Source organism: Coleofasciculus sp. H7-2 (assembly GCF_042747725.1).
Taxonomy (GTDB): Bacteria; Cyanobacteriota; Cyanobacteriia; order Cyanobacteriales; family FACHB-T130; genus FACHB-T130.
On the sequence record NZ_JBHZGO010000114.1, the window covers coordinates 22,205 to 47,220 of the forward strand.

Consider the following 25,016-nt stretch of genomic DNA (forward strand, 5'->3'; position numbering starts at 1 on the left):
ATCCTACTGATAAACCCGCCTGTACTCAATCAGTTGTCAGTAGATAGAGATTTACGGAGCAAAAGCGAGTTAGTGACGACACTGACAGAACTAAAAGCCATCAATGCTCCGGCGGCAGATGGGCTGAGAACAAGCCCGAAAGTGGGTAGCAGCACACCCGCAGCGACGGGCAAAGAGATGGTGTTGTAGGCAAACGCCCAAAACAGATTTTGGCGGATCTTGTTGAAAGTCGCACGGGAAAGCTGGATTGACTTGACAACATCCAGAAGGCGATCGCGCATCAGCACAATTTGAGCGGTTTCAATAGCGACATCGGTTCCCCCTTGGAGGGAAATGCCGACATCTGCTTGTGCCAAAGCGGGGGCATCGTTGATGCCATCGCCAACCATTGCGACGTGTTGACCCTGAGCTTGTAGCTGGGCAATCGCGGCTGCTTTGGCGTCTGGACGGACATCTGCTAAGACATCTGAATCTGGATTCATTTCCAACTGGGACGCGATCGCCCTAGCCGCTTCCAGTCGATCTCCAGTCAGCAGCATCACCCGCAATCCCATTTGTCGCAAGCGAGACACCGTTGCTTTCGCATCCGGTCGGAGGGTATCGGTGACACCAATCAACCCCGCTAATTGACCGTCAGCGGCGACATAAACCACCGTTTTACCCGCAGATGCCAGTTGTTGAGCCTGGTTTTGTTCTGAATCGCTTAGGGAAATGCCTTGCTGAGTCAACCAGTCTGCATTCCCCAGTAAAACCCGCACGTCTTCGACCAAAGCCGATACCCCTAGTCCCGGTTCCGTATAAAACTCCTGGGCTGTGGGAATCGTTAACTCTTGGCGGTGCGCTTCTTCCCCGATTGCCTTCGCTAGGGGATGGGTGGTGCCACTTTCTGCCGCCGCCGCCAGTTGGAGGAGGATTTCCGGGATGAAATTCTCCACCGGCAAGCAATCAGTCACGATAGGATGACCCGTGGTGAGAGTACCCGTCTTATCAAATACCACGATATCCAGGTGGTGTACCCGTTCCAGCACGTCGCCGCCTTTGATCAACAACCCTCGTTCTGCCCCCAGACCCGTTCCTACCAAAATTGCCGTGGGGGTCGCTAAGCCTAAAGCGCAGGGGCAAGCGATGACGGAGACAGAAATTGCTAGCTTTAAACTGAGTAACAAAGCTGAGTGCTGTAGGGGTGGGGTTTCCCCGCTCATGCTGATGGCTGAGTGCATGACTGAGTGCATCGCTGAGTGGCTTTCTATCCCCACTCCACTCAACATCGTGACATCAGGCCAAAGTTGAGAGCCGATAAAGTACCAGAATAGAAACGTTAATGTTGCTGCTGCCAGGACGCCGTAGGTGAAGTACCCCGCCACCGTATCCGCCAATAGCTGCACGGGGGCTTTCCGGATTTGGGCTTCTTCGACCAGTGCGACAATTTGCGCCAGAGTCGTGTCCTTGCCGGTGCGAGTTGCCTTAATCGCGATCGCTCCCGACTGATTCAGCGTCCCAGCTGTCACCGAGTCTCCCGGTTGCTTCATGACCGGCATCGGCTCCCCAGTCAGCATTGACTCATTCACCGTTGTCTGACCCGCCACCACTTCTGCATCGACCGGGATCTGCTCTCCCGGCAAAACCCGCAACCATTCACCCACCCGGACTTGCTCAATGGGGATTGCAATGCCCCCGAAGTCGCTCCCCTTGCCTCCTCTGGGCGTAGAGCCAGCCGCCGTTGGATTGGCAATTAAACGAGCGACTTTCGGCTGGAGCGCCAACAATGCCTGAAACGCTGCGGCGGCACGACCTCTCGCCCGTTGCTCTAAGGTGCGCCCTAGCAGGATAAAGCCTAACAGCATCACCGGCTCATCAAAGAAACATTCCCAACCCAGATAAGGGAATAGCAACGCCACACAGCTAGCCGTGTAGGCTGTAAGCGTTCCTAGCGCCACCAGGGTGTTCATATTGGGAGCATTTCGCCGCAAGCCACGCCACCCATCTACTAATATCTGGCGTCCTGGAAAGAGTAACGCTGTCGTTGCTAATCCCCAGTGAAACCAAATGTTGGTCAGGGGTGAAAAATCAGCGGGAAAAGAGAAGAAGTGTTGATTGAGATGACCAATTCCAGATAGCACAATCAGGACGCCCGCAATGAATAATTGCCACAACTGCTGGCGATTTTCTAGGGCGTGCCGTTCTGCTGTCAGAGCCTCTTTTGTTTTTTCGCCTGCCGTGGTGGCGAGACGAGGCTGCGTCGGAAATCCGGCTTCTGTCACCTGTTCGGCTAACGCCACTGGGTCAATTGCACCAGCAACGCATTCTACGACAGCGACTTCTGTCACCAGATTAACGCGGGCGGAAATGACGCCTGGATGCTGGGTTAGCTGCTTTTCTACCGCTTTCACGCAGCCTGCACATTTCATGCCTGTGACATCCAGGGCGATCGTCTCTACCGGCGATGCAGGGGTAGCGACTACGGTTTCTGGGGATTGCATAGAGAATCTTGGGACTTTCCACGACACCTCAACGCCGGACTGTTCTGGCGTCTCTATTTTGAGGGTAGGCGAAAGTCCGGGCGATCGCGCAAAAATTCTTAATCTTTTTTAAGTTAGTGTCAACGACTACTCCAGCCAACATACATCACAAGAGACAAGTTGAACCCCAGAGATTGACGCCGGAAGCCCGACGCCAAGCTAAAGCCCCGATCAGAATCCCGCAGACTCCAGCGGCGATTTTTTTACTGGCATCCGTAGAGTTTCGATTCGTCATTTGTGTGAACCTTAAAGAAATTTGCTTTCCGCTTTTATGGTTTTCAGTTGAGTAACGCATCTATCACAAGACGGAAAGCATTCATTCTTATTAACAATTCTGCTTAACAATCAGCGGAAGGAAACATCACGCAGATCCACTACCCAAGAGGAAAAGACTCAGCAAAGTGCCGCCATTCCAGAGAGAGTGGAGGAGCATCGGTGCAAGGAGGTTGCGCGATCGCGTATAAACCACTCCCAAAACCATCCCCAAAGTAGCCAGGGGCAAGATTTCCGAGAGATTGAGGTGAACAATCGCAAAAAACAAGCTACTGAGCGCGATCGCTCCCCAAACGGGCAGATAACGGGTAAGAGATGGCAACAGAAAACCGCGAAACAAGAACTCCTCAAACAACGGTGCCGCCACCGCCGCCGTCAAGAAAAAGATCGCCAGCGCCACGCTATCTCGCCCCTCTAGAGCAATCGGTAAAATCGGATTACTACCTCCCTGTCCCTGCCACAGCTTTTGGTTAATCAGCGACACCACAATCACCAGAGGCAGCGCGACTAAATAGCCACCTAATCCCCAAAGAATCCAGTTTCCTCGCCAATTGAATCGAAACCAACCTTCTGGCAACGGCAAAAAAGAGCGGATGGATAAATACAGAACCAGCAGACACTCAAACGCCAATATCGCGTAAGTAGCCAGAACAAAAATAGCTTGCGTCCGAGTATCGAAGCTAGCTCGGTTCAGCGGCAGTAAGCTAAAAAAGAGCGGCAGCAGAAATTGACCGATAAAGAAAAAGCCCACGACGAACACCTGCCAAATAATTTCGGCATCCCAAGGGGTTGTCCAGGGAACATCGGCATTTTGAGCGAGGATGGCTTGTTTTCCCTTAATCAGCACTCCACCTAGCAGAAAAATCAACAATCCGACTCCCACCAATACTCCCACTAGCGGGATTGCTCCGACAATCGCTAATTTTACAATGGCTGCTTCGGCGCGTTCCTGTTCTCGTGCCTGGAGTGCCGCCAGCTCCTCCTGACGCTCCTGTACTTGGTAGAGTTTAGTGAAAGCGCGATCGCGGAACCAGCCGTCTAAATGCTGTTGAATTTGCGGCTGAGCATCCAACATCAGGCTGGGTGGATTGCTCCAAAGTCCCACCAAAACCGCTGCTGGCTTAATCTGTAACTCTCTGGACGCTTGCTGTTTAGACCGATTGATTAATGCAGTCCAAGTTTTAATCGCCGCCTCCGTTTGTCCTTGTTGAGCTTGTAAAATTCCTAACCGCAAGTCAAGCTCAGCAATCAGCTGTTTTAGCTTGTCGATTGACGCCAGCAATTGCTGCTGTGATTTGGCTGCATCTGGGTTCAAATCAACTTCAGATTTCAGCTTTTCGAGCCGCCCTTGCAGCTTTTCCAGAGTGGTTCGATCCTCCGAACGCGCCTCCTCATACTGCTTTTGGGCAGTTTTTAAAGGGTCTTCACCTAAAAGAGCGTTCCGGGCGTTTATCAAATTGGCATCACCAGCTTTGTCGCCCTGCCACTCACTTGCTTGGAGTAACAAATTCGTTTGGTACAGTTCCAGGCGACCTTGAATCTGAGGCTGATTCCAGCTATCCAGTAATGACTGGCTAATCAGAAACAAAGCCAAAATTGTCAGCAACCCCAAAAGCAACCGCTTAATCGTCATGAAAACTCCTATAGGCTCTTAGTGTCACCGCACCTATGAGGAATATCTTAGATGCGTGTCCGGGACAGGTTAAAATTCTCCTGAACCTTTTTGCTCTTGATGATGGGCGTGGATTTCTCGCCTAGATTTCTCGCCTAGAGCATTAGGGGAACTTTACCAAACTGAGGCAGAGCCGACCTAATTCTTCCTAGCTGAGCCAGCGAACAAGAATATGTAGGCTGCTGTCTTTGCAGTGCTAGTTTCCACGGAGGATATCACCCTGAATACTCGAGTCATTCTCGTGCGTCATGGTCAGAGCAGCTATAACAGTGAGCGTAGAATTCAGGGCCGCTGTGATGAATCAATTTTGACGGAAAAAGGTGGCGCTACTGCCCGTCAACTTGGCGCTACTCTGAGTAATTTGAAATTTGATGCGATTTACAGTAGCCCCCTGCAACGGGCGAAAACAACCGCAGAGATCGTTCAATCCAGTTTGGCGACGCCTGTCCCTTTAATAGCGTCTGATAACTTGATGGAAATCGATTTGCCCCTTTGGCAGAAAATGCTTTCCGTGGAAGTGCAGGAGAAATTTCCTGAAGATTACCAATGTTGGCATGAGCGTCCCCAGGAATTTCGGATGAGCGTCCCGACGCCGGAGGGATTAAAAGAACACTTCCCAGTCTTAGCCATCTACGAGCAAGCGCGACAATTCTGGCAGGAAACTTTATCCCGCCATGCGGGAGACACGATTCTAATTGTGGGGCATAACGGCATCAACCGGGCTTTGCTCAGCACGGCAATTGGAATATCGCCACAGCGCTACCATTCGATTCAACAGTCGAATTGCGGCATCAGCGTGCTAAATTTTGCCGCTGGTTGGGGCAAACCGGCGCAATTAGAGTCGATGAATCTAACTGCCCATGTGGGAGAAGTGCTGCCAAAGCCGCGTCCAGGTCATCGCGGACTCCGTTTGTTGCTGGTACGCCACGGGGAAACCGACTGGAATCGCCAGAAACGCTTTCAAGGGCAAATTGATGTTCCGCTCAACGATAACGGTCGAGAACAAGCCCGGAAGGCGGCGGAGTTTCTCAAGGATGTGCCAATTGATTTTGCCGTGACTAGCCCGATGCTGCGTCCTAAAGAAACAGCCGAGATTATTCGGAAATATCACCCCAACGTCCAGATTGAACTACAGGCACCTTTGGCAGAGATCGGTCATGGGCTGTGGGAAGGGAAATTTGAAGAAGAAATTGAGCTGTCGTATCCAGGGATGCTGGAACAGTGGCGAGAGTTTCCGGAGACGGTGCAGATGCCAGAGGGGGAAAACTTGCAACAAGTTTGGGATAGAGCGATCGCAGCTTGGCAAGATACGGTCGCGTCTTATTCTGGAGATCGGCCGAAAACAGGTTTGGTGGTCGCTCACGACGCCACGAACAAAGTCTTGCTCTGCTACCTTTTGGGTTTAAATCCAGAAAATTTCTGGAGCATTAAGCAGGGTAACGGGGCAGTGACTGTAATCGACTATCTTCAAGGGCCAGAAAGTATGCCGGTGCTGCAAGCGATGAATATCACGACTCACTTAGGTGGGGGCGTTCTCGATCAAACGGCTGCCGGTGCATTGTAGAGTGATGAGTTATGAATTTTGAGTTTTGAATTAAGAAACTTTTTAACTCAAAACTCAAAACTCGAAACGATTATGAATGAACTGCTCCAACAAGTACGGGTCATCGACCCAGTTTCTGGAACCGACAAGATTGCCGATATTCTGATTGCTGACGGTTATATCCAAGCAGTCGAAACTGAAATTTCTGACTTGTCCGCTGACACAACCGTGCGGGATTGTCGTGGATTAGTCGTAGGACCTGGGTTAGTGGATTTATACAGCCACTCTGGTGAGCCTGGGTTTGAAGAGCGGGAAACCTTAACATCGCTAGTTGACGCGGCAGCTTCTGGGGGCTTTACTCGGCTGGCAATCTTGCCAGATACCGTACCCGTTCTTGACAATCTAAGTGGTTTAGCCTACGTTCAACAAGCCAAAATCCAAAATCCAAAATCCAAAATTGAATTTTGGGGGGCGCTGACTCTTGGTATCCAAGGGCAGCAGATGACCTCCCTGGCTGAACTGGCGGCGGCTGGGGTGGTAGGCTTTGCAGATGGTCAGCCAGTGCAGAATCTGGCGCTGCTGCGACGCCTGTTGGAATACCTCCAGCCGTTAGGAAAACCTGTGGCGTTGTGGCCTTGCGATCGCGCTTTGAGCGGCAATGGAGTGATGAGAGAAGGCACGGCGTCGATTCGCTTTGGGTTGCCAGGAAATCCAGCGATCGCAGAAACATCGGCGCTGGCTGCTTTGCTGGAACTGGTGGAAGCTACTAGCACCCCCGTCCATATCATGCGCGTTTCCACTGCTCGCAGCGTTGAGCTAATTGAGAATGCCAAGGCGCGGAGTTTACCGATCGCTGCGAGTACCACCTGGATGCATTTATTGCACAATACGGAGGCGGTAGGCAGTTACGACCCGAACTTGCGACTAGAACCCCCCCTCGGCAATTCTTCAGACCAGGCGGCACTGATTCAGGGGATACAGAGTGGTGTATTAGACGCGATCGCGATTGACCATACTCCCTACACCTACGAAGAGAAAACCGTCGCCTTTTCCGAAGCACCCGCCGGCGCAATTGGTCTAGAGTTGGCTTTGCCGCTGCTGTGGCACACCTTTGTCGAGACTGGCGACTGGTCAGCTTTAGAACTGTGGCGGGTTTTAAGTACCCATCCGGCGGAGTGTTTGCAGCAAAAACCCGCAGCGATCGCGCCCGGTCAACCGGCTGAACTGGTCTTATTTGACCCCCAGTTGAGCTGGACAGCGGACAGACAAACCCTGAAATCCCGCTCAGAGAATACCCCTTGGCTAGGGCGATCGCTGACGGGTCGCGTTTTACAAACTTGGGTAATGGGTAATTAGTTTGTCAAACCGAAGAAACCTCTGACTGTAGGGGCGGGTTTATCCAGCGGGGCAAGCGACTCACAGATATCTTGGTAAAACCCGCCCGTACTCCCTACTGTTCCTTGGAATCAACCGGAGTGCTATCCACTTCTCCGGCACGTTGGAGGGGCCAGAAGCGCACCACAGCACGACCAATAATTTTTTCGCGTGGGACATAACCCCAATAGTGGCTGTCGTAACTGTTGTTGCGATTATCACCCAGTACCAGGTAGGAGTTTGCTGGCACCGTCACCGGACCATAGGTATACTGTGGCTGTTCTTCAATATACTTTTCTGACAGGGGTTTATCGTTGACATACACCCGTCCCCCTTTCACCTCTATCCGTTCTCCAGGTAAACCAATCACGCGCTTGATGAAAGCATCGTGGAAGTTTTGCTTTTCTAGCGCTTCGGTCGGCGCAAACACCACTATGTCGCCCCGCTGTGGAGATCGGAAGTTGTAACTAACCTTGTCTATAATCAGACGGTCATTGATTTGTAGTGTAGGCAGCATTGACCCCGAAGGAATGTAGCGTGCTTCCGCCACGAAAGAGCGAATCCCAAAGGCCAGAATGGCGCTCAAGCCAATGGTTTTAATTCCCTCTACGAAGGGATTTTCGGCTTTTGGTTGGGGTTTATTGTCAGGTTGTTGATTCTGCACGTCAGTCATAAACGGTTAATCACTCAAGCAAATGAATGAAATTGATTCCCTAGGTAATTGTTTATCTTAAGGAAGACGGATGATTAGCTACATATATTGTGTACAAATTTTGTCTAAATATATCCGGCTAATATTACACATATTTAGCTTCTGTAGTTTGCCCGGTCGCTGGATGGTCAGTTTAGAAAAGTGCCATCTTACGGTAAAGCCCGATCGCAGCCTACAATTGTCGCTCACACTTAACCACTGCATCAACAACTGATTGCCATGTCTTCTATCCCCTCTCTGTTGATTCGCAATGCTCGAATTCTCCTGCCTACTGGTGAATTTTTGGTTGGGGAGGTGCAAACCTTGGGTCGGGAAATTGTCCGGGTTGCACCAGAAATCTTAGCATCTGATAGTTTACCAGTGGATAAAGAGGTAGACGCCCAAGGTCTGACTTTGTTGCCGGGAGTCATCGATCCGCAGGTACACTTTCGAGAACCGGGACTCGAACACAAAGAAGATTTGTTCACTGCGAGTTGTGCTTGTGCTAAGGGCGGGGTAACGTCGTTTCTGGAAATGCCCAATACTCGCCCTCTGACAACCACGCAGGCGGCTCTCGATGATAAGCTGCGACGAGCTGCCGAGAAATGCTTAGTTAATTATGGCTTTTTTATTGGAGCAACAGCAGAAAATCTGCCGGATCTTCTAGAGGCGCATCCAACTCCTGGGATCAAAATTTTTATGGGATCGATGCACGGTCAATTGCTCGTGGATCGAGATACGGTATTGGAGTCTATTTTTGCCAAGGGAGATCGCTTAATTGCCGTTCACGCAGAAGACCAAGCTCGGATAAACCAGCGACGGCAAGAATTTGCTGGAATTAACGATCTAGCCATTCACTCCCAAATTCAGGATAATCAAGCCGCTCTTTTAGCTACCGAATTGGCGCTCCATCTATCTAAAAAATATCAGCGACGCCTGCATATTTTACATCTGTCCACCGCCCAAGAAGCCGACTTATTGCGTCAAGATAAACCGGGTTGGGTGACAGCGGAAGTGACGCCGCAACACTTGCTGCTGAACACCAGTGCTTATGAAAAAATTGGCACCCTGGCGCAGATGAATCCGCCATTGCGATCGCCCCACGACAACGAAGTTCTTTGGCAAGCGCTACTCGATGGCGTAATTGATTTTATCGCCACCGATCACGCCCCCCACACCCTGGAAGAAAAAGCCCAAGAATACCCCAATACCCCCTCTGGAATGCCTGGAGTTGAGACATCGCTACCCCTGATGCTGACGCAAGCAATGCAGGGACGCTGTAGTGTTGCACAAGTGGCGAACTGGATGTCTGCGGCTGTTGCCAAGGCGTATCAGATTCCCAAAAAAGGTGCGATCGCTCCCGGTTATGACGCCGATTTAGTTCTGGTAGATTTGGACAATTATCGTCCAGTATTGCGCGAAGAATTGTTAACCAAATGCGGCTGGAGTCCCTTTGAAGGCTGGAATTTGACGGGATGGCCTGTTCTTACCATTGTTGGCGGTCAGGTTGTTTATGAGCGCGGGAAGCTGAATCTAGAAGTGCGGGGCGAAGCCTTGACATTTAACGAATAATTAAACGCTCTCGGTTCGCCAAGGTAAGCGCTCTCGGTACGCAAACAGGACTTACGCAACATCACCACATTTGGGGACAACCGAGAGAGGGATTGAACCGACAAGAACTCTATATGTATAAGCTTTGCGTAAGTCCTGGCAAAGGAAAGACGCGATAAGTCGGTGTCTGAACGAACGAGAGCGAACCGAGAGCGTTTAAAATTCTATTGACTTAAAATCAAACCCACCCACTGGAATTAGGTTGGCTTGGCGACCATTATCCGCACAATAGGTTAGATGGACCCTTAAAAAGCTTGGCGGCTGATACGGCAACCGTTCTGCCCACTCAATCGCCACAATTCCCACCGGCACCTCGAATCCTTCCCAGTAGGTTTCTAAGTTCAACGCCTCGACTTCTTCTGGTTGCAAGCGGTACAAATCCAGGTGATACAGGGGGAGGCGTCCTTGTGCGTACTCGTTAATTAGAGTGAAGGTGGGACTCACAATCGGCTCGGTAATGCCCAAACCCTCGCCAATTCCTTGTACCAGCGTGGTTTTGCCAGCGCCCAAGTCTCCTTCTAATAAAAGTACACTACTGGCGGGGAGGGATTGACCCAGAGCAATCCCAAGCGATCGCGTCGCCGCCGCATCGGCAAGAAAAATGACGATAGACTCGAAATTACTCAAAACTCAAAACTCAAAATTTAAAACTCTACTGCTTGGGCGCGACTATACCACCTCAGCAACACCCGTGCCAGCCGCTCAGGATTGTGGCGCACATAACCCGTCTCTGGGTCTTCATCCATTACGTTGGTTAAAACGATGCGACGCTCCAGCTGCCCGATGGCTTCTCGATCTAGAAAAACCGGATGGGAACCTTCTTGAGCATAGCGAATCAAGGCATTCGCAGTCGGAACTTTCCTCTGCACCAAAACGGCGTTAAATAGCGGTCGTCCGCAGGCGGCGTCAATGGCGCGAATGTGGTCTGCAACCGTGTAACTTTGGGTTTCTCCCGGTTGGGTCATGATGTTACAGACGTAGATGCAGGGAACTTGCTTTTGGGCGATCGCTTCGGCAATTTCTGGCACCAATAAATTGGGAATCACGCTTGTATAAAGGCTCCCAGGCCCGATGATTATGTAATCGGCTTCAGCGATCGCCTGTACGGCTTTGGGCAAAGCGGGGGGATTGCTGGGAATGCAACCAATTTTCTTAATCTGACCATTGGCTTGTGTAATGCTCGATTCTCCCTCAATTGTGCGTCCATCCTCTAACTCAGCCCAGAGGCGAACATCGCACAACGTTGCCGGTAGCACTCGCCCTCGCACAGCTAAAACTTGAGAACTGGCAGCGATCGCTTGCTCCAAATCTCCGGTAATATCGCTCATTGCCGTCAGGAACAGGTTGCCAAAACTATGACCGTTCAGACCATCCCCAGCTTTAAAGCGATATTGAAACAATTCGGTTAATAACTTTTCTTGGTCTGCCAATGCCGCGATACAGTTGCGAATATCTCCCGGCGGCAGGACGCCAATTTCTCGCCGCAGACGACCCGACGAGCCGCCATCATCTGCCACCGTTACTATCGCCGTAAGGTGGGCGCTGTATTCTTTCAATCCTCTGAGCAAAGTAGAAAGCCCTGTACCGCCGCCGATTGCCACAATTTTTGGCCCCCGGTTGAGTTTGCGATGCGCCAGCAGCACATCAATCAGTTCTTCATCCTGGGAAGGCTTCAGCACCTCGGTAATCGCTCCCATTGAGCGGGTTTGTCCTAAGAAAATTAAAAATAAACCCAAGCCGATCGCGATTGGACCGGACACATAATTGGGAATAATCGTAGTAATCGCTTCCAGAATGTTCCCAATGAACTGAATCAATAAGAAAATTGGGGTCAGTTTCACCCAAATTGCCAAACCTAGACTGGTTAGCAGCACGCCTCCTACACTGATCAGCAACCAGCGTTTTACTAATAGTCCGGGCGCTAACCACTTAAACCAGCTATTGACTCGCTGGGGCGTCCTAGGCTTAAAACTCCAGACCATCTGCGAATCTTGTTTGAGAGTGCGTAAGGCTTGTTTGAAAATAACGTTTGACATTGCGGATTCCTAGGGGACACAAAGGCAAGACTCGACTTTAACGTTGCTCGGCGAACCCACTTAAGTAGGCGCGATTGATGAATCGTCTCTAGGGTTTGATTGGACTGGCACGGGGTTGTCAAAGTTGCTACTCACTTGATTGAGCAACACTAAGGCTGTGCCCATCAGAATACATTTTCACGCTTGCCACTCAGATGTGACATACGAAACTAAGAAAGAGAGGATCGGATTTTTCAACTCAGCTTATGATAGGTTGCGACGGTTAGCTGCTTGCATCAGGAATCAAGGTGTTACTAACTGAGTGATTAGACCCGCTTGTTGCTTCTGAGCGTTCAATTTACCGATTGCAGTTCCAAGCGTGAAGTGAATCCCCGAAGCTAGGCTAGATGGAAAAGCGAATTTTAGGATTAGATCCCGGACTTGCCAGATTAGGATTTGGGACAATCGTCTGCCAAAAGGTAGATTATGCAGCAGTGGCAGGTGGCGATCGCGCCAAGCGCCAAGTAAAAACTGCGTCTGAGGTGGTAAGTTTGCTAGATTTTGGCGTGATTCAGACCTCGGCAAAGACGGAGATGGGGGAGCGACTCCGCACGATTTACGACGATTTGCACACGCTGATGGAGCAGTGTCAACCCCATTTGGTGGCAATCGAGAAATTGTTCTTTTATCGGATGGGAAACACGATTGTGGTGGCTCAAGCACGGGGGGTGCTGATGTTGGTGTTGGCGCAGCACGGGGTTCCGTTTGTTGAGTTTACGCCTGCCCAAATTAAACAAGCCCTGACTGGCATGGGAAATGCCGATAAGTACGAAGTGCAGCAAGCAGTGGCGCGGGAGTTAAATTTGGACTATATTCCCAAGCCGGATGATGCCGCCGATGCGCTTGCTGTAGCGTTGACGGCGTGGTTTCAGGAGTAAGCGCGATCGCTTGTCGGTAGATCAGGTGACGTGATGCCTAAAGAGCGATCGCCCTTACTCTTGACATTTCTGCCTTCTTTCCGATGATTTGCATTAATCTTTACTTGTATGCTATTTGACGAGGAGACTTCTAAAAGATTGACTATCTATCATGCTCGGTAGCGTCAAGGCTGAATAGATATGCTTGGCGACTGAGCCTAGCCATCTTCAAAAACTTGATTCTACCGTCAATAGGTTTTTCTTTTGTGAAGTCTCTAACAAAAACATTTTGGTGAGATGAGGAGTTGACCGTATGAAAAAGATGAGTCGCTGGGACAAGCCTATCGCTCTCTTTACTTTAGGATTGAGCGTCGTGGGAAGTCTAAATTTTCCCACCCCTGCCATTAGCAGTACCACAACTGCTAACACGATTCAACAATCTCCAAGCGCCTCAGTTCAGCCTGGGGGAAATTTACAACTAGCGCAAGCACTGGTGGGACAATGCCGCGCCGCGAAAGTGCGGATTTTTGTCTATTCGCAGCGATCGCTCTCCAGCCAAACGCTTAGAACTCTCGCTGCCAAAGAACAAGTTACGCTTGCAGACAACGGCAGCGCTGGTTGGATAGCCATCAGTGCCCCCATCACCGGGTATGTACAAGCAAAAGACCTCACAACCTGCTCTGGAGTAGTTGTCAACCCTACCCCTAGACCAACCCCTACCCCTACTCCCAGCCCTACTCCCACCCCGACTCCCACCCCCACTCCCACAACAAGTCGCTGCCGCGTCATTACCTACAAGGGCGCTGAAGGGATGGCTGTCCGTACCGCACCCGGAAAAAACGGTACTAGAGTTGGCGGAGTTAAGTTAGGAGATAGAGTTACGCTCAGAACCAGTCCTCCACCGTTCACCTTCGACAACGAACGGCGTGCCTGGGTTGAGATTACAGCCCCTGTTGCTGGATGGATTTCTTACGGGTTTCCTAGTTCAAACTCAACCAATCTCGGTGTTTGTCGCTAGGTTTCATAGTCTATTAAGCTAAAGCCGTAAAAGCAAAATCACCCCATTTAAATTGCCAAAATTTTGGAAATGGGGTGATTTTCTATGTTAAGAGTTAATTCAATTTTACTATTCGGTTTTAATGAGGGTATCAACCCCGGTTAATTGAACATCAAACCATTAGCCTGTATTGCCTCAGAGTGAAGTCTGACGGTAATTTTAGGGATTCAGACAGAGCTTATACTACTCTACTTGCCGAACTGACATCCGGTGCAGCGGCAGAGTCAGGACAGAAGTAAAAGTCAATAAGTAAGAAAAAGCAGCAGTTAACTTCAAACTCATCAACAAAATATCCCACTCAGGTTGGCTAAACTTCAGGATACCGACAACAACGCAGTAAACTATCCAGTAAGTAAAGCTCATTGTCAATAGTATTTGCTCCGTTTCTTCAAGCTCATCCACTTGAGTTGGTTTGCCAGCAGATAGTAAGAAAAGTCCAGCAATACTACCAACAAAAGAAACAAAAAGTAAATATTCGTGCCAGTTCAGATTTGGCATTAGCCTATCCCCTGTATCCCCAAATTATGAATTGGGGATCAGTCTAAAGGATAATTTTCCTGGGATAAAGCAATAGTTACAAACTGCAATCTAAAGCCCTGGAAAGTTTAAACTTTTGTAAAAAATCTCGGTCAATGGCACTCTTTTAAGCAGCAGCAGGAAGCGACTTAACACCCCTCTTGCTGAGTTTCACAGGCACCGATACTCACCCAGCTGCTAGAACCATCCGCCCAATGTTCCTTTTTCCAGATGGGGGCATTGTGCTTCAGGGTATCAATTGCATATTGGCAGGCTTCAAAGGCTTCCGAACGGTGAGGACAACCCACCGCCACCAACACGCTGATTTCGCCAATCTGCAAGCGTCCGATGCGATGGTGAATCACCACTCGATTGACATCTTGCCAGGTTTTGCGGATATTGGCAGCAATTTGACTAAATATGTGCAAAGCCATCGGTTCGTATGCTTGATACTCCAGAGCAACCACCGGCTTGCCATCAGTTTGATTGCGTACCATTCCACTCATTACTACCACGGCTCCGTTCGCTGGATCGTCCGCTAGTGCGTAGACTTCCTCCATTGATAAGGGAGCAAAGCTAATGGTAAAACTATCTTTCGCGGAGTGTTGATGGGGAAGGTTTAGGAGAGTGGTGACGCCAGAGTTCATTACTTCACTTTGAAATCCTGAGAAAGGAACTGGATCTATTTTGATCGATCCAGCACCTGTATTACCCTAACTCATCGCTCCTTGGACTTGTGGTTCCAGATTTTGTAGGTCTACCCCAAGATTGTGCAGAATCCTGGCTGCTAAATCTTGCCACCGCCCATGAGATACAGTAGCGCCATGCGGACAGCTACGCCGCTAGTCACTTGCTGGGAGATTAAGCTGAACTGGGGGTCGTCCATCAAGTCAGAGCTAATTTCTACGCCTCGGTTGACTGGTCCTGGGTGTAGTACCTTAACGTCGGGTTTGCAGAGTTTCAGGCGATCGCGTGTTATCCCATACCGCTGATGGTACTCTCGCAAACTGGGCAGCAAATGCTGCGTCATGCGTTCCTTTTGCAGCCGCAACGTCATCACAAAATCAGCATCTTGTAAAGCGGGTTCCACATCCCAGTGCAGAAAAAGCTTGCGGTTGGTAATGGGGGATTGGTCATGGGTAATCGGTAACGGCTCCTTTGCTCCCTGGTTCCCCTCCTGAGTGCCATAGGCGGCAAACAACTGGGGTAGAAGCGTGGGGGGTCCCGCTAAGTGAACCTCTGCACCCGTTGCAGTTAAACTCCAGATATTCGACCGGGCGACCCGCGAGTGGAGAATATCGCCAACAATGGCAATTTTTTTATCTTTGAGCAGTTCAAGTCGCGGGTGGTCTGGGTCTAACAGGGTACAGATGGTGAAAAGATCCAGCAATGCTTGGGATGGATGTTCGTGCTGACCATCACCAGCATTGAGGACGCCCACCCTTGAACCTAAGCGATCCATCTCGGCGGCGATCGCTTGCGGCACTCCCGCCTCCCGATGGCGAACCACCATCATGTCCGCACCCATCGCTAAATAGGTTTTCGCCGTATCTAAAATGGTCTCTCCTTTCGTTAGAGAAGACGTTGCAGCGGCAAAGTTAAGGGTATCAGCAGAGAGACGCTTTGCCGCCAGTTCAAAACTACTGCGGGTGCGGGTAGACGATTCAAAAAATAGATTTGCTACCACCTGACCCTGTAACGTTGGCACTTTCTTAGTGCGCCGCGACAGTACCTCTCGAAAACTGGCGGCAGTTTGCAACACAGTATCGTATTCAATTGGGGTGAAATCAGCCAGAGAAAGAACGTGGTGACGAGTCCAGGTAGTTGTAGCCATTGCATATAGGTCAGTAGTCATTGGTCAGTGGGTACGGGCACGACACTGCCATGCCCGTACAGTGGTTAGTCGCCACGAACCACGGACAACTGACCGATCATCTAGATACTACCCTCAAAGCGACTGAAACCATTGATAGGAATGTGAAGAACCCGATTGCATCCAGCGTTGTGGTCAATAGCGGCCCACTAATCAGGGCTGGATCGAGTTTTAACCGCTTCAAAGTCATTGGCAGCAATGTTCCCAGCGTTGCGGCTACCAACACATTGATTACCATCACCGCCGCCGCCACGAAAGACACCCAGCGTTCTTGGGGAGGCGACCAAATCAGCGAGAGTATACCGAGGGCAAGACCTAATGCTAACGCTGTACCCAATCCCGCTAAAATTTCCTTGCGGAGAATTTTTAGCGTATCATCTGGTGTTACTTCACCCACACCGAGTCCCCGGACTGTCACCGATAAAGCCTGAATGGCGACGTTGCCACTGGTGTTGGACAAAATTGGCATGATCACGGCTAGCACAGGCACCAAGGCAATGACTTTCTGAAACGGCGCGATCGCACCTGCGGCTCCCACATACAGTCCAATATTGGCAATCAGCCACGGCAACCGCTTGCGAAGCGTCACCAGAGGAGGCGACAAGGCTGCTTCGTCGCCTCCTCTGACTCCCGCCAGTTTCTGAATGTCTTCTGTGGCTTCCTCCTCTAGAATGTCCACCACGTCATCAATGGTGACAATCCCCACCAGCCGTTCTTCCCGGTCAACGACAGGGACTGCGATTAGGTCATAGCGCTTCATCAACTGCGCCACTTCTTCCTGGGGCATTTCAGTTGTAGCTTTGACAACGCGATCGCTAGCAATATCTCCGATCAGGGCGTTGGGAAGCGAAAACAACAGCTGCCGCAAGGATACGACCCGAACTAGCTTGCGGTTGTCGTCGGTGACGTAGGCGTAGTAAATGGTTTCCTTATCTTCGTCACTCACCCGGATTTTGCTCAAGGCTTCTCCAACCGTTAAGCCTTCGCGCAGCCGTACATATTCCGTCGTCATTACCCGACCCGCCGTGCCTTCGGGATAGCCCAGAATCCTGGCAGTTGCCTGCCGTTCTTCAGAGCTGAGTTGCTGCAACAGCCGCTTGACGATGCCTGCGGGTAGCTCATCAAATAGTTCCGCCCGGTCATCCGGTCGCATTGCCTCCACAATCTGACACACCTGGTTATCGTGCAGCGAACCAATCAGTTCTTCCTGCACTTCCGGCGGCAGATATTCAAAGACATCAATGGCTGGCGCTTTATTGAGTAAGCGAAACGCGATCGCTCGCTTGGATGGGGGCAATTCGACAATGTAATCCCCCACATCAACAGCCGGTAAGCGATTTAGCTCAGACTTGAGCTGATTTAAGTCAGCAATATCTGACAGTGCAACACGTCCTTCCTGAGTGAGCATGAAACCTCCTAGTCTCCCCCCGCGCTGGGAGAGACTGGCTCGCCCAGGCGCTAGAGGAGCTTACTACTGTCACCTAATGGACTTCGGTCCATAAAATCCGCAGAAATCAACACTGATATTGCTCAGCAGTATCAGTAAATCTATGCTATCCCCTCAAGGTGCCATTCACAATTGAGGACTATCAAAAAATCTATCTAAAGACGGATTTCAAAAGCTATGAGCCGTATGAACAAGTATTTGGTTCCCCTGTTAACTGGAGCGATTGTCGCCAGTCTGAGTAGTTGTGCTTCTTCACTGGCAAACAGCGAAAGAGACAAAGCTGGTTTACCTCCCGCTCAGACCATTGAAGCCAGCAAAACGACGACGAAAGCTTCAGATGCCAGCAAATCCTTGACGGGTGCGATTAGCCAAGCAACGACGACTGCTCCCTCAAAAAACACCGTCACCGTCACCATCTATCAACCCGATACTCAGTGCGAAGCTCTAGTGCCAGAAAAAGTAGACGTTTCATCTGTTGAAAGCGTCCAAGCAACTGTAGGCAAAGTTTTGGAAGAGCGAGACACAGCCGACTTTAATTTAGCTGGGTATCGCGTCAGCGTGAATCCAAACAATGGCGTCGCCACGGTTGATTTGCGAATTGCACCCGGTTCTCAGCGGAAATTTGTCTCTCTCTCCAGCTGCGAACAATTTGGTCTGTTCGGCAGCCTCAGAAAAACCCTCACCGCTAATTCTCAATGGAAGATAAAAAAGGTCCGCTTCACAGAGCAGGGCGAAGACATCTCCCTTTAAAGTTTGGAGACAGCAGAGCAACCGCGTAGATACCACCGCCACGGCAAATCGGTTCCCTGTGATAAACCAATCCGAGTTGTTTGGACGAGTTCCGGCGTAAATTGTGAGCAACGATGCTCTATCCACAGGGGTTGACCGGGTTGTAAAACTTGTGAATTCAGCGTGCTGTCAATTTGTAGGGCGCGGCAGAGTTTACCTGGTCCTGCGGCAATCCGATGGGGTTTCGCGCGATCGCTATCTTTGATCCAGGGCGGTATAGACTCTAGCTGCAAAGCCCGAATCAAGACAGCACTGGGAACGCTGTCCCGATCTGTGACAATGTTCAGGCAATAGTAAATTCCGTAAATTAAATAGACATAACTTCTCCCGGCTGGCCCGAACATCACCCAATTGCGCTGAGTGCGTCGCCGATAGGCATGGCAAGCCGGATCTTCAGGGCCATAAGCTTCCGTTTCCACGATTAGCCCTCGGATGATTTCTCCATCAGACATTCGCACCAACGTGCAGCCCACCAAATCAGGTGCGACTTCAGTGGATGGACGCTCTAGCCAACAAAGTTCTACAACCTGAGTATTTTTGATCGGATTCATCGTTAAATATACTTAAGATATACGAAGCCACCCCGTTCAATTCATAAAACCTCATGGATGTCAAGCTGGTTTTAGCAGTCTTAACACTTCTTTTTACTGTATCGTGCCTATTTTTTGGCACCAAAAATGGATTTTACGATTCAGACAACTACCACGGAAACGGTTCTGCTCACTAAGATCGCTGTTAGCCAGTCAATTTTGGATTTTAGAGTTTGCGGAGGTCGGAGTTTCTAAGCCTCCGATGATTTTGGATTGTATCTAAAATCCAAAATTGAAAATTGAAAATCGAATGATGAGTCAACCCCCCCCGGCATCCTCTCACGGCTATGACGATTTAGCCTATTTTCCCTATGGCGTCGGTCATGGCGACGAAGGCGTGTGCTTGCTGGTGCGGATGGGGCCACACCGCATTCTCCTAGACTGTGGTTTGGCGGACATTTCCTCGCTCAAAGGCGAGGGAATTTCCCCAGCAGATTTAGTGCTGTGCAGCCACGCCCATGCGGATCACGCCAGGGGATTGCTGGCGCTGCATGAAAGCTTCCCCCAGCTGCCAGTGTATGCAAGTGAGTTGACAACCCAGCTGCTGCCACTGAATTGGCCTGAGATAGATCCGCAGAATCTCCCGCAATTGTGTCAGGCATTGCCGATGCGATCGCCTGTCGAATTCAAAGAGGGGCTGAGTGCGGAATTATTCCCAGCCGGACATTTACCAGGCGCATCTGCCATCTTGCTGACCTACACGACTCGCCACCGCTCTTACACCGTACTTTACACGGGTGATTTCTTCCTTTCAAACTCGCGGCTGGTGGAGGGGTTGCCGCTAGAAGCATTGCGAGGCTTAGAGCCAGATGTGCTAATTGTGGAAGGCAGTTACGGCACAGCGCGTCATCCCCACCGGCGGAACCAAGAAAATCAGCTGGCAGAGCGAATTAATCAAGCGATCGCTCAAGCTAATTCTGTCTTGATGCCTGTGCCGACTTTGGGACTTGGGCAAGAACTGTTGATGCTCTTGCGGAGTCACCACTTGTTCACGGGTCGCAACCTCGATATCTGGGTGGATGGCAACATAGCTGCTGGCTGCGATGCCTATTTGGAAATTCTGACCAACCTCCCAGCCTCCGTGCAAAATTTTGCCCGTCATCAATCCCTGTTTTGGGATGAACGGGTGCGTCCTAGAGTGCGTCGGTTGCTCCCAGAACAACGTCCCTCTGTCGGTCAGTCTCCCTGCATTATCCTGACTGAGGAAAACCACGATCTCAGAGAATACTGTCAACCAGGCACCGGGCCGTGGGTTTTATTACTGCCCCAGCAACCCAGGTTCTCCCAAGAGCCTAGTTACTCATCGTTGACTATACAAAACTATTTACTTGCCCAGCATTCTGACGGACTGGGAACCACCCAGCTGATTCACAATATCCGTCCCCAGCACGTAATTTTTGTTCATGCCTCTCCCACCTACCTGGCTGATTTGACCGGGTTGGAGGAGTTGCACAACCGTTACCACTTGCATTCTCCACCGGCTGGGACGCTGGTAGAACTCCCGATTGGCGAGACGTTTGTGCAACCGGCGGCACCCGAAACCAGTTACGAAGGGGAACTGACGGAACTGGGAACGGTAGTTACCATCACCCTACCGGAGGCGATCGCTGCCGATCCCCGCTGGCAACACTTTGCCGATACTGGCTTAGTGGAAGCCCGGTGGCAGGGTGAGGAACTGGTATTGCGCGGATTATCCCAACGAGAACTTTTGAGCCAGAGCAGCGATGCCAGAGTTCCCATGAATGTTGAGTGCTGCGGCAACTGCCTGCACCAACGGGGTCAGCGCTGTTGGAACCAGGACTCCCCCCTGTATGGATTTAAAGTGACACCTGAAGGATACTGTCCAGTTTTTGAACCGGCGCATCCCCCTTCGATCCCTTCAGATGCCGACGTAGAAAGCCTCGAAGATTGAAAAAAATTAAAATTTAAAATTTAAAATGAAGCATCCCCCATTTTAAATTTTAAATTTTGCATTTTTAATTCCTCAGTCTGGATTCGAGTCGGGGAAACGCGGACGAATTTGTTCGGCTTCCGGACAATCGTCAGAGACAAGGGGTTCAGCATTGCCTCTGGGCACTGAAGCCAGCTTCTGTGTCACAGCACCAATGCTTTCGAGGCGAACCATTTCTTCCCAAGAACAAGCTTCATCTTCTTCTTCGGTTTCATAGCGGAGCGTGACTAAATCTCCTTCAATGTCAACGATGCGAGCGCGTTCGATCCAGCGTTGTTGGTCCCGCAAGAAAATACAGACCTCACGACCATCGCAACAGAGTTGATAAATCTTGCGGTGTAGCATGGGTTGCTTCTCCTGAGCAGATAAGTTGTGCAATTCTTAAGGAACCTGTATACCTTTTTTTAGGTATCCAGCTTCTCTCAAACGTAATCGGGGTTGAATCCTGCCATTCTCCCAGGCTCCAGTCCTCATCTTTACCTATTTTCCCCAAAAGCCTGGAATGTGGGATTTGGGTTGGGTTTCTTAGGGGCGCAAGGCTTTGCATCCCTAAAGCCTGGGAATGCCGATTTTGGATGGGCAAGGACGCCTCTTGGTCAGCCCCGTGCCGATTTTTGGAAAGATGTGGGAATCGAGGGTAGGGACAAGGGTTCAAAGTGAGCGTTCTAAATGATATTGCCGATTTAATTTCAAAGTTTAGCTTGAATCTTGCGGCATTTAAGATAGGGATTGTAGGATACTCCCTCTGGTAGAATGCGCGCACTCCCATCCTCATTCAGGGTTTTTAGCACTAAGGGAAACTTGAATCAAGGCAGCTACGAGTATCAATGAGTCTTTTGAGATGAGTAATGGGAAGGGAACTGGTGACAAAAAGCCTTGACTGGCAACCAGTCAAAGCCTGTAGCAATCCATTGAACTATCCTAACTCTCGCTTTGTTTAGGAAGCGAAGCTAGCTGAGATTGGTAGTTCTTATTAATCATTCTAATAATTCTTGGGCCAGGTCGGCGGCGGATAAAGAAAAATTCTATCAATATCAAAGTTTTTCTGGCGTTGTGGCAGCCGTGCCGCGATTACGATGCCTTGTAGTTATCAAAGAACGGTTTCAGGGCTTGTATGCGAGGTGATATCAGCGCCACGCTCTGCCGTGCTTCTCGTTGAATCTCACCTGTATTCAGTGCCTTGTGCAGGCTGTCAAGAGCCTCTAAATCCGTTGATTGGTAGCCTTTCATCACTAGCACTTGGCGAATCAGACCCTCAGAAGCAACACTGAGGCAACCTGTTTGGAAAGCCGACTTTACAAGTGTGCGAATCATGGCGACCTGTTTATCCTTGAGTTGCTTAGTTGTCTATCTTTAACTATGAAATACTTTTCAACATTAGGAATTGATTGAAATCTGCCATTTTTTGTGATTTTAGACCGTATTTTTATGTGATCGAGGTCACAAGGAGCGAAAATAAGCGGATGCTTGACAAACTGAGGGTTTACTGCGGTTGTTTCTGCACTGAGCGGGCTTCCGATTTAACCCAACAGATAGATTGACCTTATAAAACAGCTTAGAGTAACGACTGTTAAGAATGTGTAAAGTAGATAGGGGAATTTCAAGAAATGTTTGTTAAAGTTTGAGACAATCAGCAAATCCTCAATAAAAACGGAAAAAGACGGGTGTACGCGATCGCCATTAAGCAGCAGCTCTACAAAACCTACATCCTCTCAGACCAAGCCGCTCAGTCCCGTCTGGAGGTCGTTCCAGAGCGAGGCGGTATCGTCACCAGCTTACGCATCCAAGGACAGGAAATCCTCTACCTAGATGCAGAGCGGTTCGCCAATCCAGACTTGAGCGTTAGAGGCGGGATTCCCATTCTGTTTCCCATCTGCGGCAACTTACCCGAAAGTAAATACACCTATCAAGGTCAGCCCTACACCCTCAAGCAACACGGCTTTGCCCGCGATATGCCTTGGGAAGTCACCGACCAAGTAACTCAAGACCTGGTTAGCCTTACTCTTGTCCTCAACAGCAACGACCAGACACGCGCCGTTTACCCCTTCGACTTTCAACTCGCCTTCACCTACCTTCTATTAGGCAACACGCTAGAAATTCGGCAGCGCTACACTAATCACTCAGCCGAGCCGATGCCCTTCTCCACGGGTCTGCATCCTTATTTCTGGACACCCGAAAAAACCGGGATCAAATTTGAAATTCCCGCCGCCGAATACCAAGATCAGCGCACCCGCCAAACCCATCCTTTCACGGGTGCCTTTGACTTTAACCAAGATGAAATTGATGTCGCCTTTAAGCAGTTGAGCGGTCAAGAAGCCACTGCCTCCGACCCCAGCCGCCAGTTGCAGCTCACCCTCAGTTGGGACAACCCCTATTCCACCTTTGTCTTCTGGACGGTCAAAGGCAAAGACTTTTACTGCATGGAGCCTTGGAGTGCCCCCCGCAATGCTCTGAATACCGGAGAGCAGCTACTTCGTCTAGAACCGGGGGCCAGTTTGGAGACATCAGTTCGTTTGACCGTAACTTTTTTATAAAAACAAGTTTTTTCTAAAAACTCTTTCCTATTTACAGTAATCTGTGTTACCGTTGTAAACGTTGTCTAAACAACTGAAGTTTTCGGGTCGCTAACTCAACGGTAGAGTACTCGGCTTTTAACCGAATAGTTCCGGGTTCGAATCCCGGGCGACCCATAAAAAAATTGAGATAATAAGCGAGAAGCGCTCTGACAAGCGATTAGTTTTCTCATTTCCTAGCTAAAACCTGGAGAATATACGCTATTGAGACTACAATCTCTTGGAGAAAGCATTCTCAGGCAGCAAATCGGGAACGAGAGCAAAACACCAATTTTAGAAAGCCTAAAGCTGTTGTTAACCCTCCACCATCAGGCAATCTTATAAATGCAGTATTCACTGCTAATCTCGGAATTATAAAGATAATTCCCTAGAGACTGGTAAACTATCTTAAGATTATTGTAATAATTTCGCTGTCCAGAACAAACTAACTGACGACCAGTCAATAGGAGGACTATTTATGGCGCTCGTACCCATGCGGCTGATGTTAGATCACGCGGCTGAGAATGATTATGGCATCCCAGCTTATAACGTTAATAACATGGAGCAAATCCAGGCGATCATGCAGGCTGCTAACGAGGCAAATGCGCCGGTGATTTTGCAAGCTTCTCGTGGCGCTCGGAATTATGCAGGAGAATATTTCCTACGCCATCTGATTCTGGCGGCAGTTGAAACCTACCCCCACATCCCCATTGCCATGCACCAGGATCATGGTAATGCCCCAGGCACCTGCTACTCTGCCATGCGCCACGGTTTCACCAGCGTGATGATGGATGGCTCCTTAGAGGCAGATGCGAAGACTCCAGCCAGCTTCGAGTACAACGTGGAAGTCACCCGCAAGGTGGTGGAAGTCGCTCACTCAATTGGCGTCAGTGTAGAAGGCGAACTGGGTTGCTTGGGTTCTCTAGAAACAGGCATGGGTGATAAGGAAGACGGTCACGGTGCGGAAGGAGTTCTCTCTCACGACCAGCTGTTAACCGACCCAGACGAAGCCGTTGCCTTCGTGGAACAAACTGGCGTGGATGCTTTGGCAGTTGCGATTGGCACCAGCCACGGCGCTTACAAGTTCACCCGCAAGCCGACTGGCGAAATTCTGGCTATCAGCCGGATTGAGGAAATTCACAGCCGTCTGCCGAACACCCACCTGGTGATGCACGGTTCCTCCTCTGTGCCGGAAGATTTGCTTGCCATCATTAACCAGTACGGCGGTACAATTCCGGAAACCTACGGCGTACCCGTTGAAGAAATCCAAAAAGGCATTAAGAGCGGTGTCCGTAAGGTGAATATTGACACGGATAACCGTCTGGCGATTACCGCTGCGGTGCGTGAAGCCTTGGCTACCAATACTAAGGAATTTGACCCCCGCCACTTCCTCAAGCCTTCCATCAAGTATATGCAGAAGGTTTGTTCCGATCGCTATCACCAGTTCGGCGCTGCTGGTCAGGGTACCAAGATTAAGCAGATGACTTTGGATGAGTTTGCGGCTAAGTATGCCAAGGGCGAGTTGAATGCTGTTACCAAGAAGGCTGTAACGGTCTAACGAAAGTTCAGATTTTGGATAAATTTAGAATCTAAAATTTTAAATTTTCCTGGTCGGGTGGCTTGCGA

The 25,016-nt window shown here is 50.1% G+C and carries 23 protein-coding genes and 1 tRNA gene; 11 read left to right on the forward strand and 13 right to left on the reverse strand.

All coding sequences use genetic code 11. The features are described from left to right. Window positions 1–29: 29 nt before the first annotated feature. From ACFW2W_RS26765 to ACFW2W_RS26775, 3 genes are all read right to left on the reverse strand, one after another. The gene (locus tag ACFW2W_RS26765) at window positions 30–2,480 is read right to left on the reverse strand and encodes a heavy metal translocating P-type ATPase (RefSeq protein WP_378185028.1); all 2,451 of its coding nucleotides are present in this window, start codon (window positions 2,478–2,480) and stop codon (window positions 30–32) included. A gap of 145 nt (window positions 2,481–2,625) precedes the next feature. Then, window positions 2,626–2,754, reverse strand: a complete 129-nt coding sequence (locus ACFW2W_RS26770) for a hypothetical protein (RefSeq protein ID WP_378185030.1) — start codon at window positions 2,752–2,754, stop codon at window positions 2,626–2,628. A 126-nt stretch (window positions 2,755–2,880) separates the two neighbouring features. Continuing rightward, window positions 2,881–4,425: a type II CAAX prenyl endopeptidase Rce1 family protein gene (locus ACFW2W_RS26775; protein WP_378185032.1), complete on the reverse strand. Its 1,545-nt coding sequence runs from the start codon at window positions 4,423–4,425 to the stop codon at window positions 2,881–2,883. 259 nt (window positions 4,426–4,684) lie between these two features. On the opposite strand from ACFW2W_RS26775, the gene ACFW2W_RS26780 reads away from it, so the two are divergent. Together ACFW2W_RS26780 and ACFW2W_RS26785 are read left to right on the forward strand one after the other, a co-directional pair. Continuing rightward, window positions 4,685–6,028: a histidine phosphatase family protein gene (locus ACFW2W_RS26780; RefSeq protein WP_378185137.1), complete on the forward strand. Its 1,344-nt coding sequence runs from the start codon at window positions 4,685–4,687 to the stop codon at window positions 6,026–6,028. Between the two features lie 69 nt (window positions 6,029–6,097). Beyond that, window positions 6,098–7,363 carry a dihydroorotase gene (locus ACFW2W_RS26785; protein WP_378185139.1) on the forward strand — a complete coding sequence of 422 codons (1,266 nt, stop codon included), beginning with the start codon at window positions 6,098–6,100 and terminating at the stop codon, window positions 7,361–7,363. A gap of 94 nt (window positions 7,364–7,457) precedes the next feature. On the opposite strand, the gene lepB is transcribed toward ACFW2W_RS26785, so the two are convergent. Next, window positions 7,458–8,054 carry a signal peptidase I gene (lepB, locus tag ACFW2W_RS26790; protein WP_378185034.1) on the reverse strand — a complete coding sequence of 199 codons (597 nt, stop codon included), beginning with the start codon at window positions 8,052–8,054 and terminating at the stop codon, window positions 7,458–7,460. Window positions 8,055–8,312: 258 nt separating this feature from the next. Here lepB and ACFW2W_RS26795 point away from each other — a divergent pair, with 258 nt between their 5' ends. Beyond that, complete coding sequence (locus ACFW2W_RS26795; protein WP_378185036.1) at window positions 8,313–9,644, forward strand: dihydroorotase; 1,332 nt, start codon at window positions 8,313–8,315, stop codon at window positions 9,642–9,644. 195 nt (window positions 9,645–9,839) lie between these two features. On the opposite strand, the gene tsaE is transcribed toward ACFW2W_RS26795, so the two are convergent. Together tsaE and yvcK are read right to left on the reverse strand one after the other, a co-directional pair. Next, complete coding sequence (gene tsaE / locus ACFW2W_RS26800) at window positions 9,840–10,292, reverse strand: tRNA (adenosine(37)-N6)-threonylcarbamoyltransferase complex ATPase subunit type 1 TsaE (protein WP_378185141.1); 453 nt, start codon at window positions 10,290–10,292, stop codon at window positions 9,840–9,842. A 35-nt stretch (window positions 10,293–10,327) separates the two neighbouring features. Next, window positions 10,328–11,719 carry a uridine diphosphate-N-acetylglucosamine-binding protein YvcK gene (gene yvcK, locus ACFW2W_RS26805; RefSeq protein WP_378185038.1) on the reverse strand — a complete coding sequence of 464 codons (1,392 nt, stop codon included), beginning with the start codon at window positions 11,717–11,719 and terminating at the stop codon, window positions 10,328–10,330. A gap of 386 nt (window positions 11,720–12,105) precedes the next feature. Here yvcK and ruvC point away from each other — a divergent pair, with 386 nt between their 5' ends. Together ruvC and ACFW2W_RS26815 are read left to right on the forward strand one after the other, a co-directional pair. Then, window positions 12,106–12,636, forward strand: a complete 531-nt coding sequence (gene ruvC / locus ACFW2W_RS26810) for a crossover junction endodeoxyribonuclease RuvC (protein ID WP_378185040.1) — start codon at window positions 12,106–12,108, stop codon at window positions 12,634–12,636. Window positions 12,637–12,928: 292 nt separating this feature from the next. Beyond that, window positions 12,929–13,633, forward strand: a complete 705-nt coding sequence (locus ACFW2W_RS26815; protein WP_378185042.1) for an SH3 domain-containing protein — start codon at window positions 12,929–12,931, stop codon at window positions 13,631–13,633. 222 nt (window positions 13,634–13,855) lie between these two features. Here the strand turns inward: ACFW2W_RS26815 and ACFW2W_RS26820 are convergent, their stop codons facing one another. From ACFW2W_RS26820 to mgtE, 4 genes are all read right to left on the reverse strand, one after another. After that, window positions 13,856–14,170 carry a hypothetical protein gene (locus ACFW2W_RS26820; protein ID WP_378185044.1) on the reverse strand — a complete coding sequence of 105 codons (315 nt, stop codon included), beginning with the start codon at window positions 14,168–14,170 and terminating at the stop codon, window positions 13,856–13,858. A 167-nt stretch (window positions 14,171–14,337) separates the two neighbouring features. Beyond that, the gene (locus ACFW2W_RS26825) at window positions 14,338–14,835 is read right to left on the reverse strand and encodes a molybdenum cofactor biosynthesis protein MoaE (protein WP_378185046.1); all 498 of its coding nucleotides are present in this window, start codon (window positions 14,833–14,835) and stop codon (window positions 14,338–14,340) included. Window positions 14,836–14,975: 140 nt separating this feature from the next. Beyond that, window positions 14,976–16,022 (reverse strand): aspartate carbamoyltransferase catalytic subunit, encoded by a 1,047-nt coding sequence (locus ACFW2W_RS26830; RefSeq protein ID WP_378185143.1) that lies wholly within the window; start codon window positions 16,020–16,022, stop codon window positions 14,976–14,978. A 97-nt stretch (window positions 16,023–16,119) separates the two neighbouring features. Continuing rightward, window positions 16,120–17,469: a magnesium transporter gene (gene mgtE, locus ACFW2W_RS26835; protein ID WP_378185048.1), complete on the reverse strand. Its 1,350-nt coding sequence runs from the start codon at window positions 17,467–17,469 to the stop codon at window positions 16,120–16,122. Between the two features lie 216 nt (window positions 17,470–17,685). Between mgtE and ACFW2W_RS26840 the strand changes: the two genes are divergently transcribed. Beyond that, entirely contained in the window at window positions 17,686–18,258 is a 573-nt protein-coding gene (locus tag ACFW2W_RS26840) for a sporulation/spore germination protein (protein WP_378185050.1), read from the forward strand. Here the strand turns inward: ACFW2W_RS26840 and ACFW2W_RS26845 are convergent. Next, the gene (locus tag ACFW2W_RS26845; RefSeq protein ID WP_378185052.1) at window positions 18,255–18,848 is read right to left on the reverse strand and encodes a DNA-3-methyladenine glycosylase; all 594 of its coding nucleotides are present in this window, start codon (window positions 18,846–18,848) and stop codon (window positions 18,255–18,257) included. The two genes, ACFW2W_RS26840 and ACFW2W_RS26845, sit on opposite strands and share 4 nt — an antisense overlap. Before the next feature lie 289 nt (window positions 18,849–19,137). Here ACFW2W_RS26845 and ACFW2W_RS26850 point away from each other — a divergent pair, with 289 nt between their 5' ends. Further along, on the forward strand, window positions 19,138–20,799 hold the full coding sequence (locus ACFW2W_RS26850) for an MBL fold metallo-hydrolase (RefSeq protein WP_378185054.1): 1,662 nt from the start codon (window positions 19,138–19,140) through the stop codon (window positions 20,797–20,799). Between the two features lie 72 nt (window positions 20,800–20,871). On the opposite strand, the gene ACFW2W_RS26855 is transcribed toward ACFW2W_RS26850, so the two are convergent. After that, window positions 20,872–21,183, reverse strand: a complete 312-nt coding sequence (locus ACFW2W_RS26855) for a DUF6679 family protein (RefSeq protein WP_190414032.1) — start codon at window positions 21,181–21,183, stop codon at window positions 20,872–20,874. Window positions 21,184–21,276: 93 nt separating this feature from the next. Between ACFW2W_RS26855 and ACFW2W_RS26860 the strand changes: the two genes are divergently transcribed. Further along, window positions 21,277–21,498 (forward strand): hypothetical protein, encoded by a 222-nt coding sequence (locus ACFW2W_RS26860; protein ID WP_378185056.1) that lies wholly within the window; start codon window positions 21,277–21,279, stop codon window positions 21,496–21,498. A 411-nt stretch (window positions 21,499–21,909) separates the two neighbouring features. On the opposite strand, the gene ACFW2W_RS26865 is transcribed toward ACFW2W_RS26860, so the two are convergent. Continuing rightward, window positions 21,910–22,152: a hypothetical protein gene (locus tag ACFW2W_RS26865; protein ID WP_378185058.1), complete on the reverse strand. Its 243-nt coding sequence runs from the start codon at window positions 22,150–22,152 to the stop codon at window positions 21,910–21,912. A gap of 350 nt (window positions 22,153–22,502) precedes the next feature. Here ACFW2W_RS26865 and ACFW2W_RS26870 point away from each other — a divergent pair, with 350 nt between their 5' ends. From ACFW2W_RS26870 to fba, 3 genes are all read left to right on the forward strand, one after another. After that, the gene (locus tag ACFW2W_RS26870) at window positions 22,503–23,372 is read left to right on the forward strand and encodes an aldose epimerase (protein WP_378185060.1); all 870 of its coding nucleotides are present in this window, start codon (window positions 22,503–22,505) and stop codon (window positions 23,370–23,372) included. A gap of 84 nt (window positions 23,373–23,456) precedes the next feature. Next, window positions 23,457–23,528: transfer RNA gene (locus ACFW2W_RS26875), tRNA-Lys, on the forward strand. 340 nt (window positions 23,529–23,868) lie between these two features. Next, complete coding sequence (gene fba / locus ACFW2W_RS26880) at window positions 23,869–24,948, forward strand: class II fructose-bisphosphate aldolase (RefSeq protein WP_378185062.1); 1,080 nt, start codon at window positions 23,869–23,871, stop codon at window positions 24,946–24,948. The last annotated feature ends 68 nt before the right edge of the window (window positions 24,949–25,016 follow it).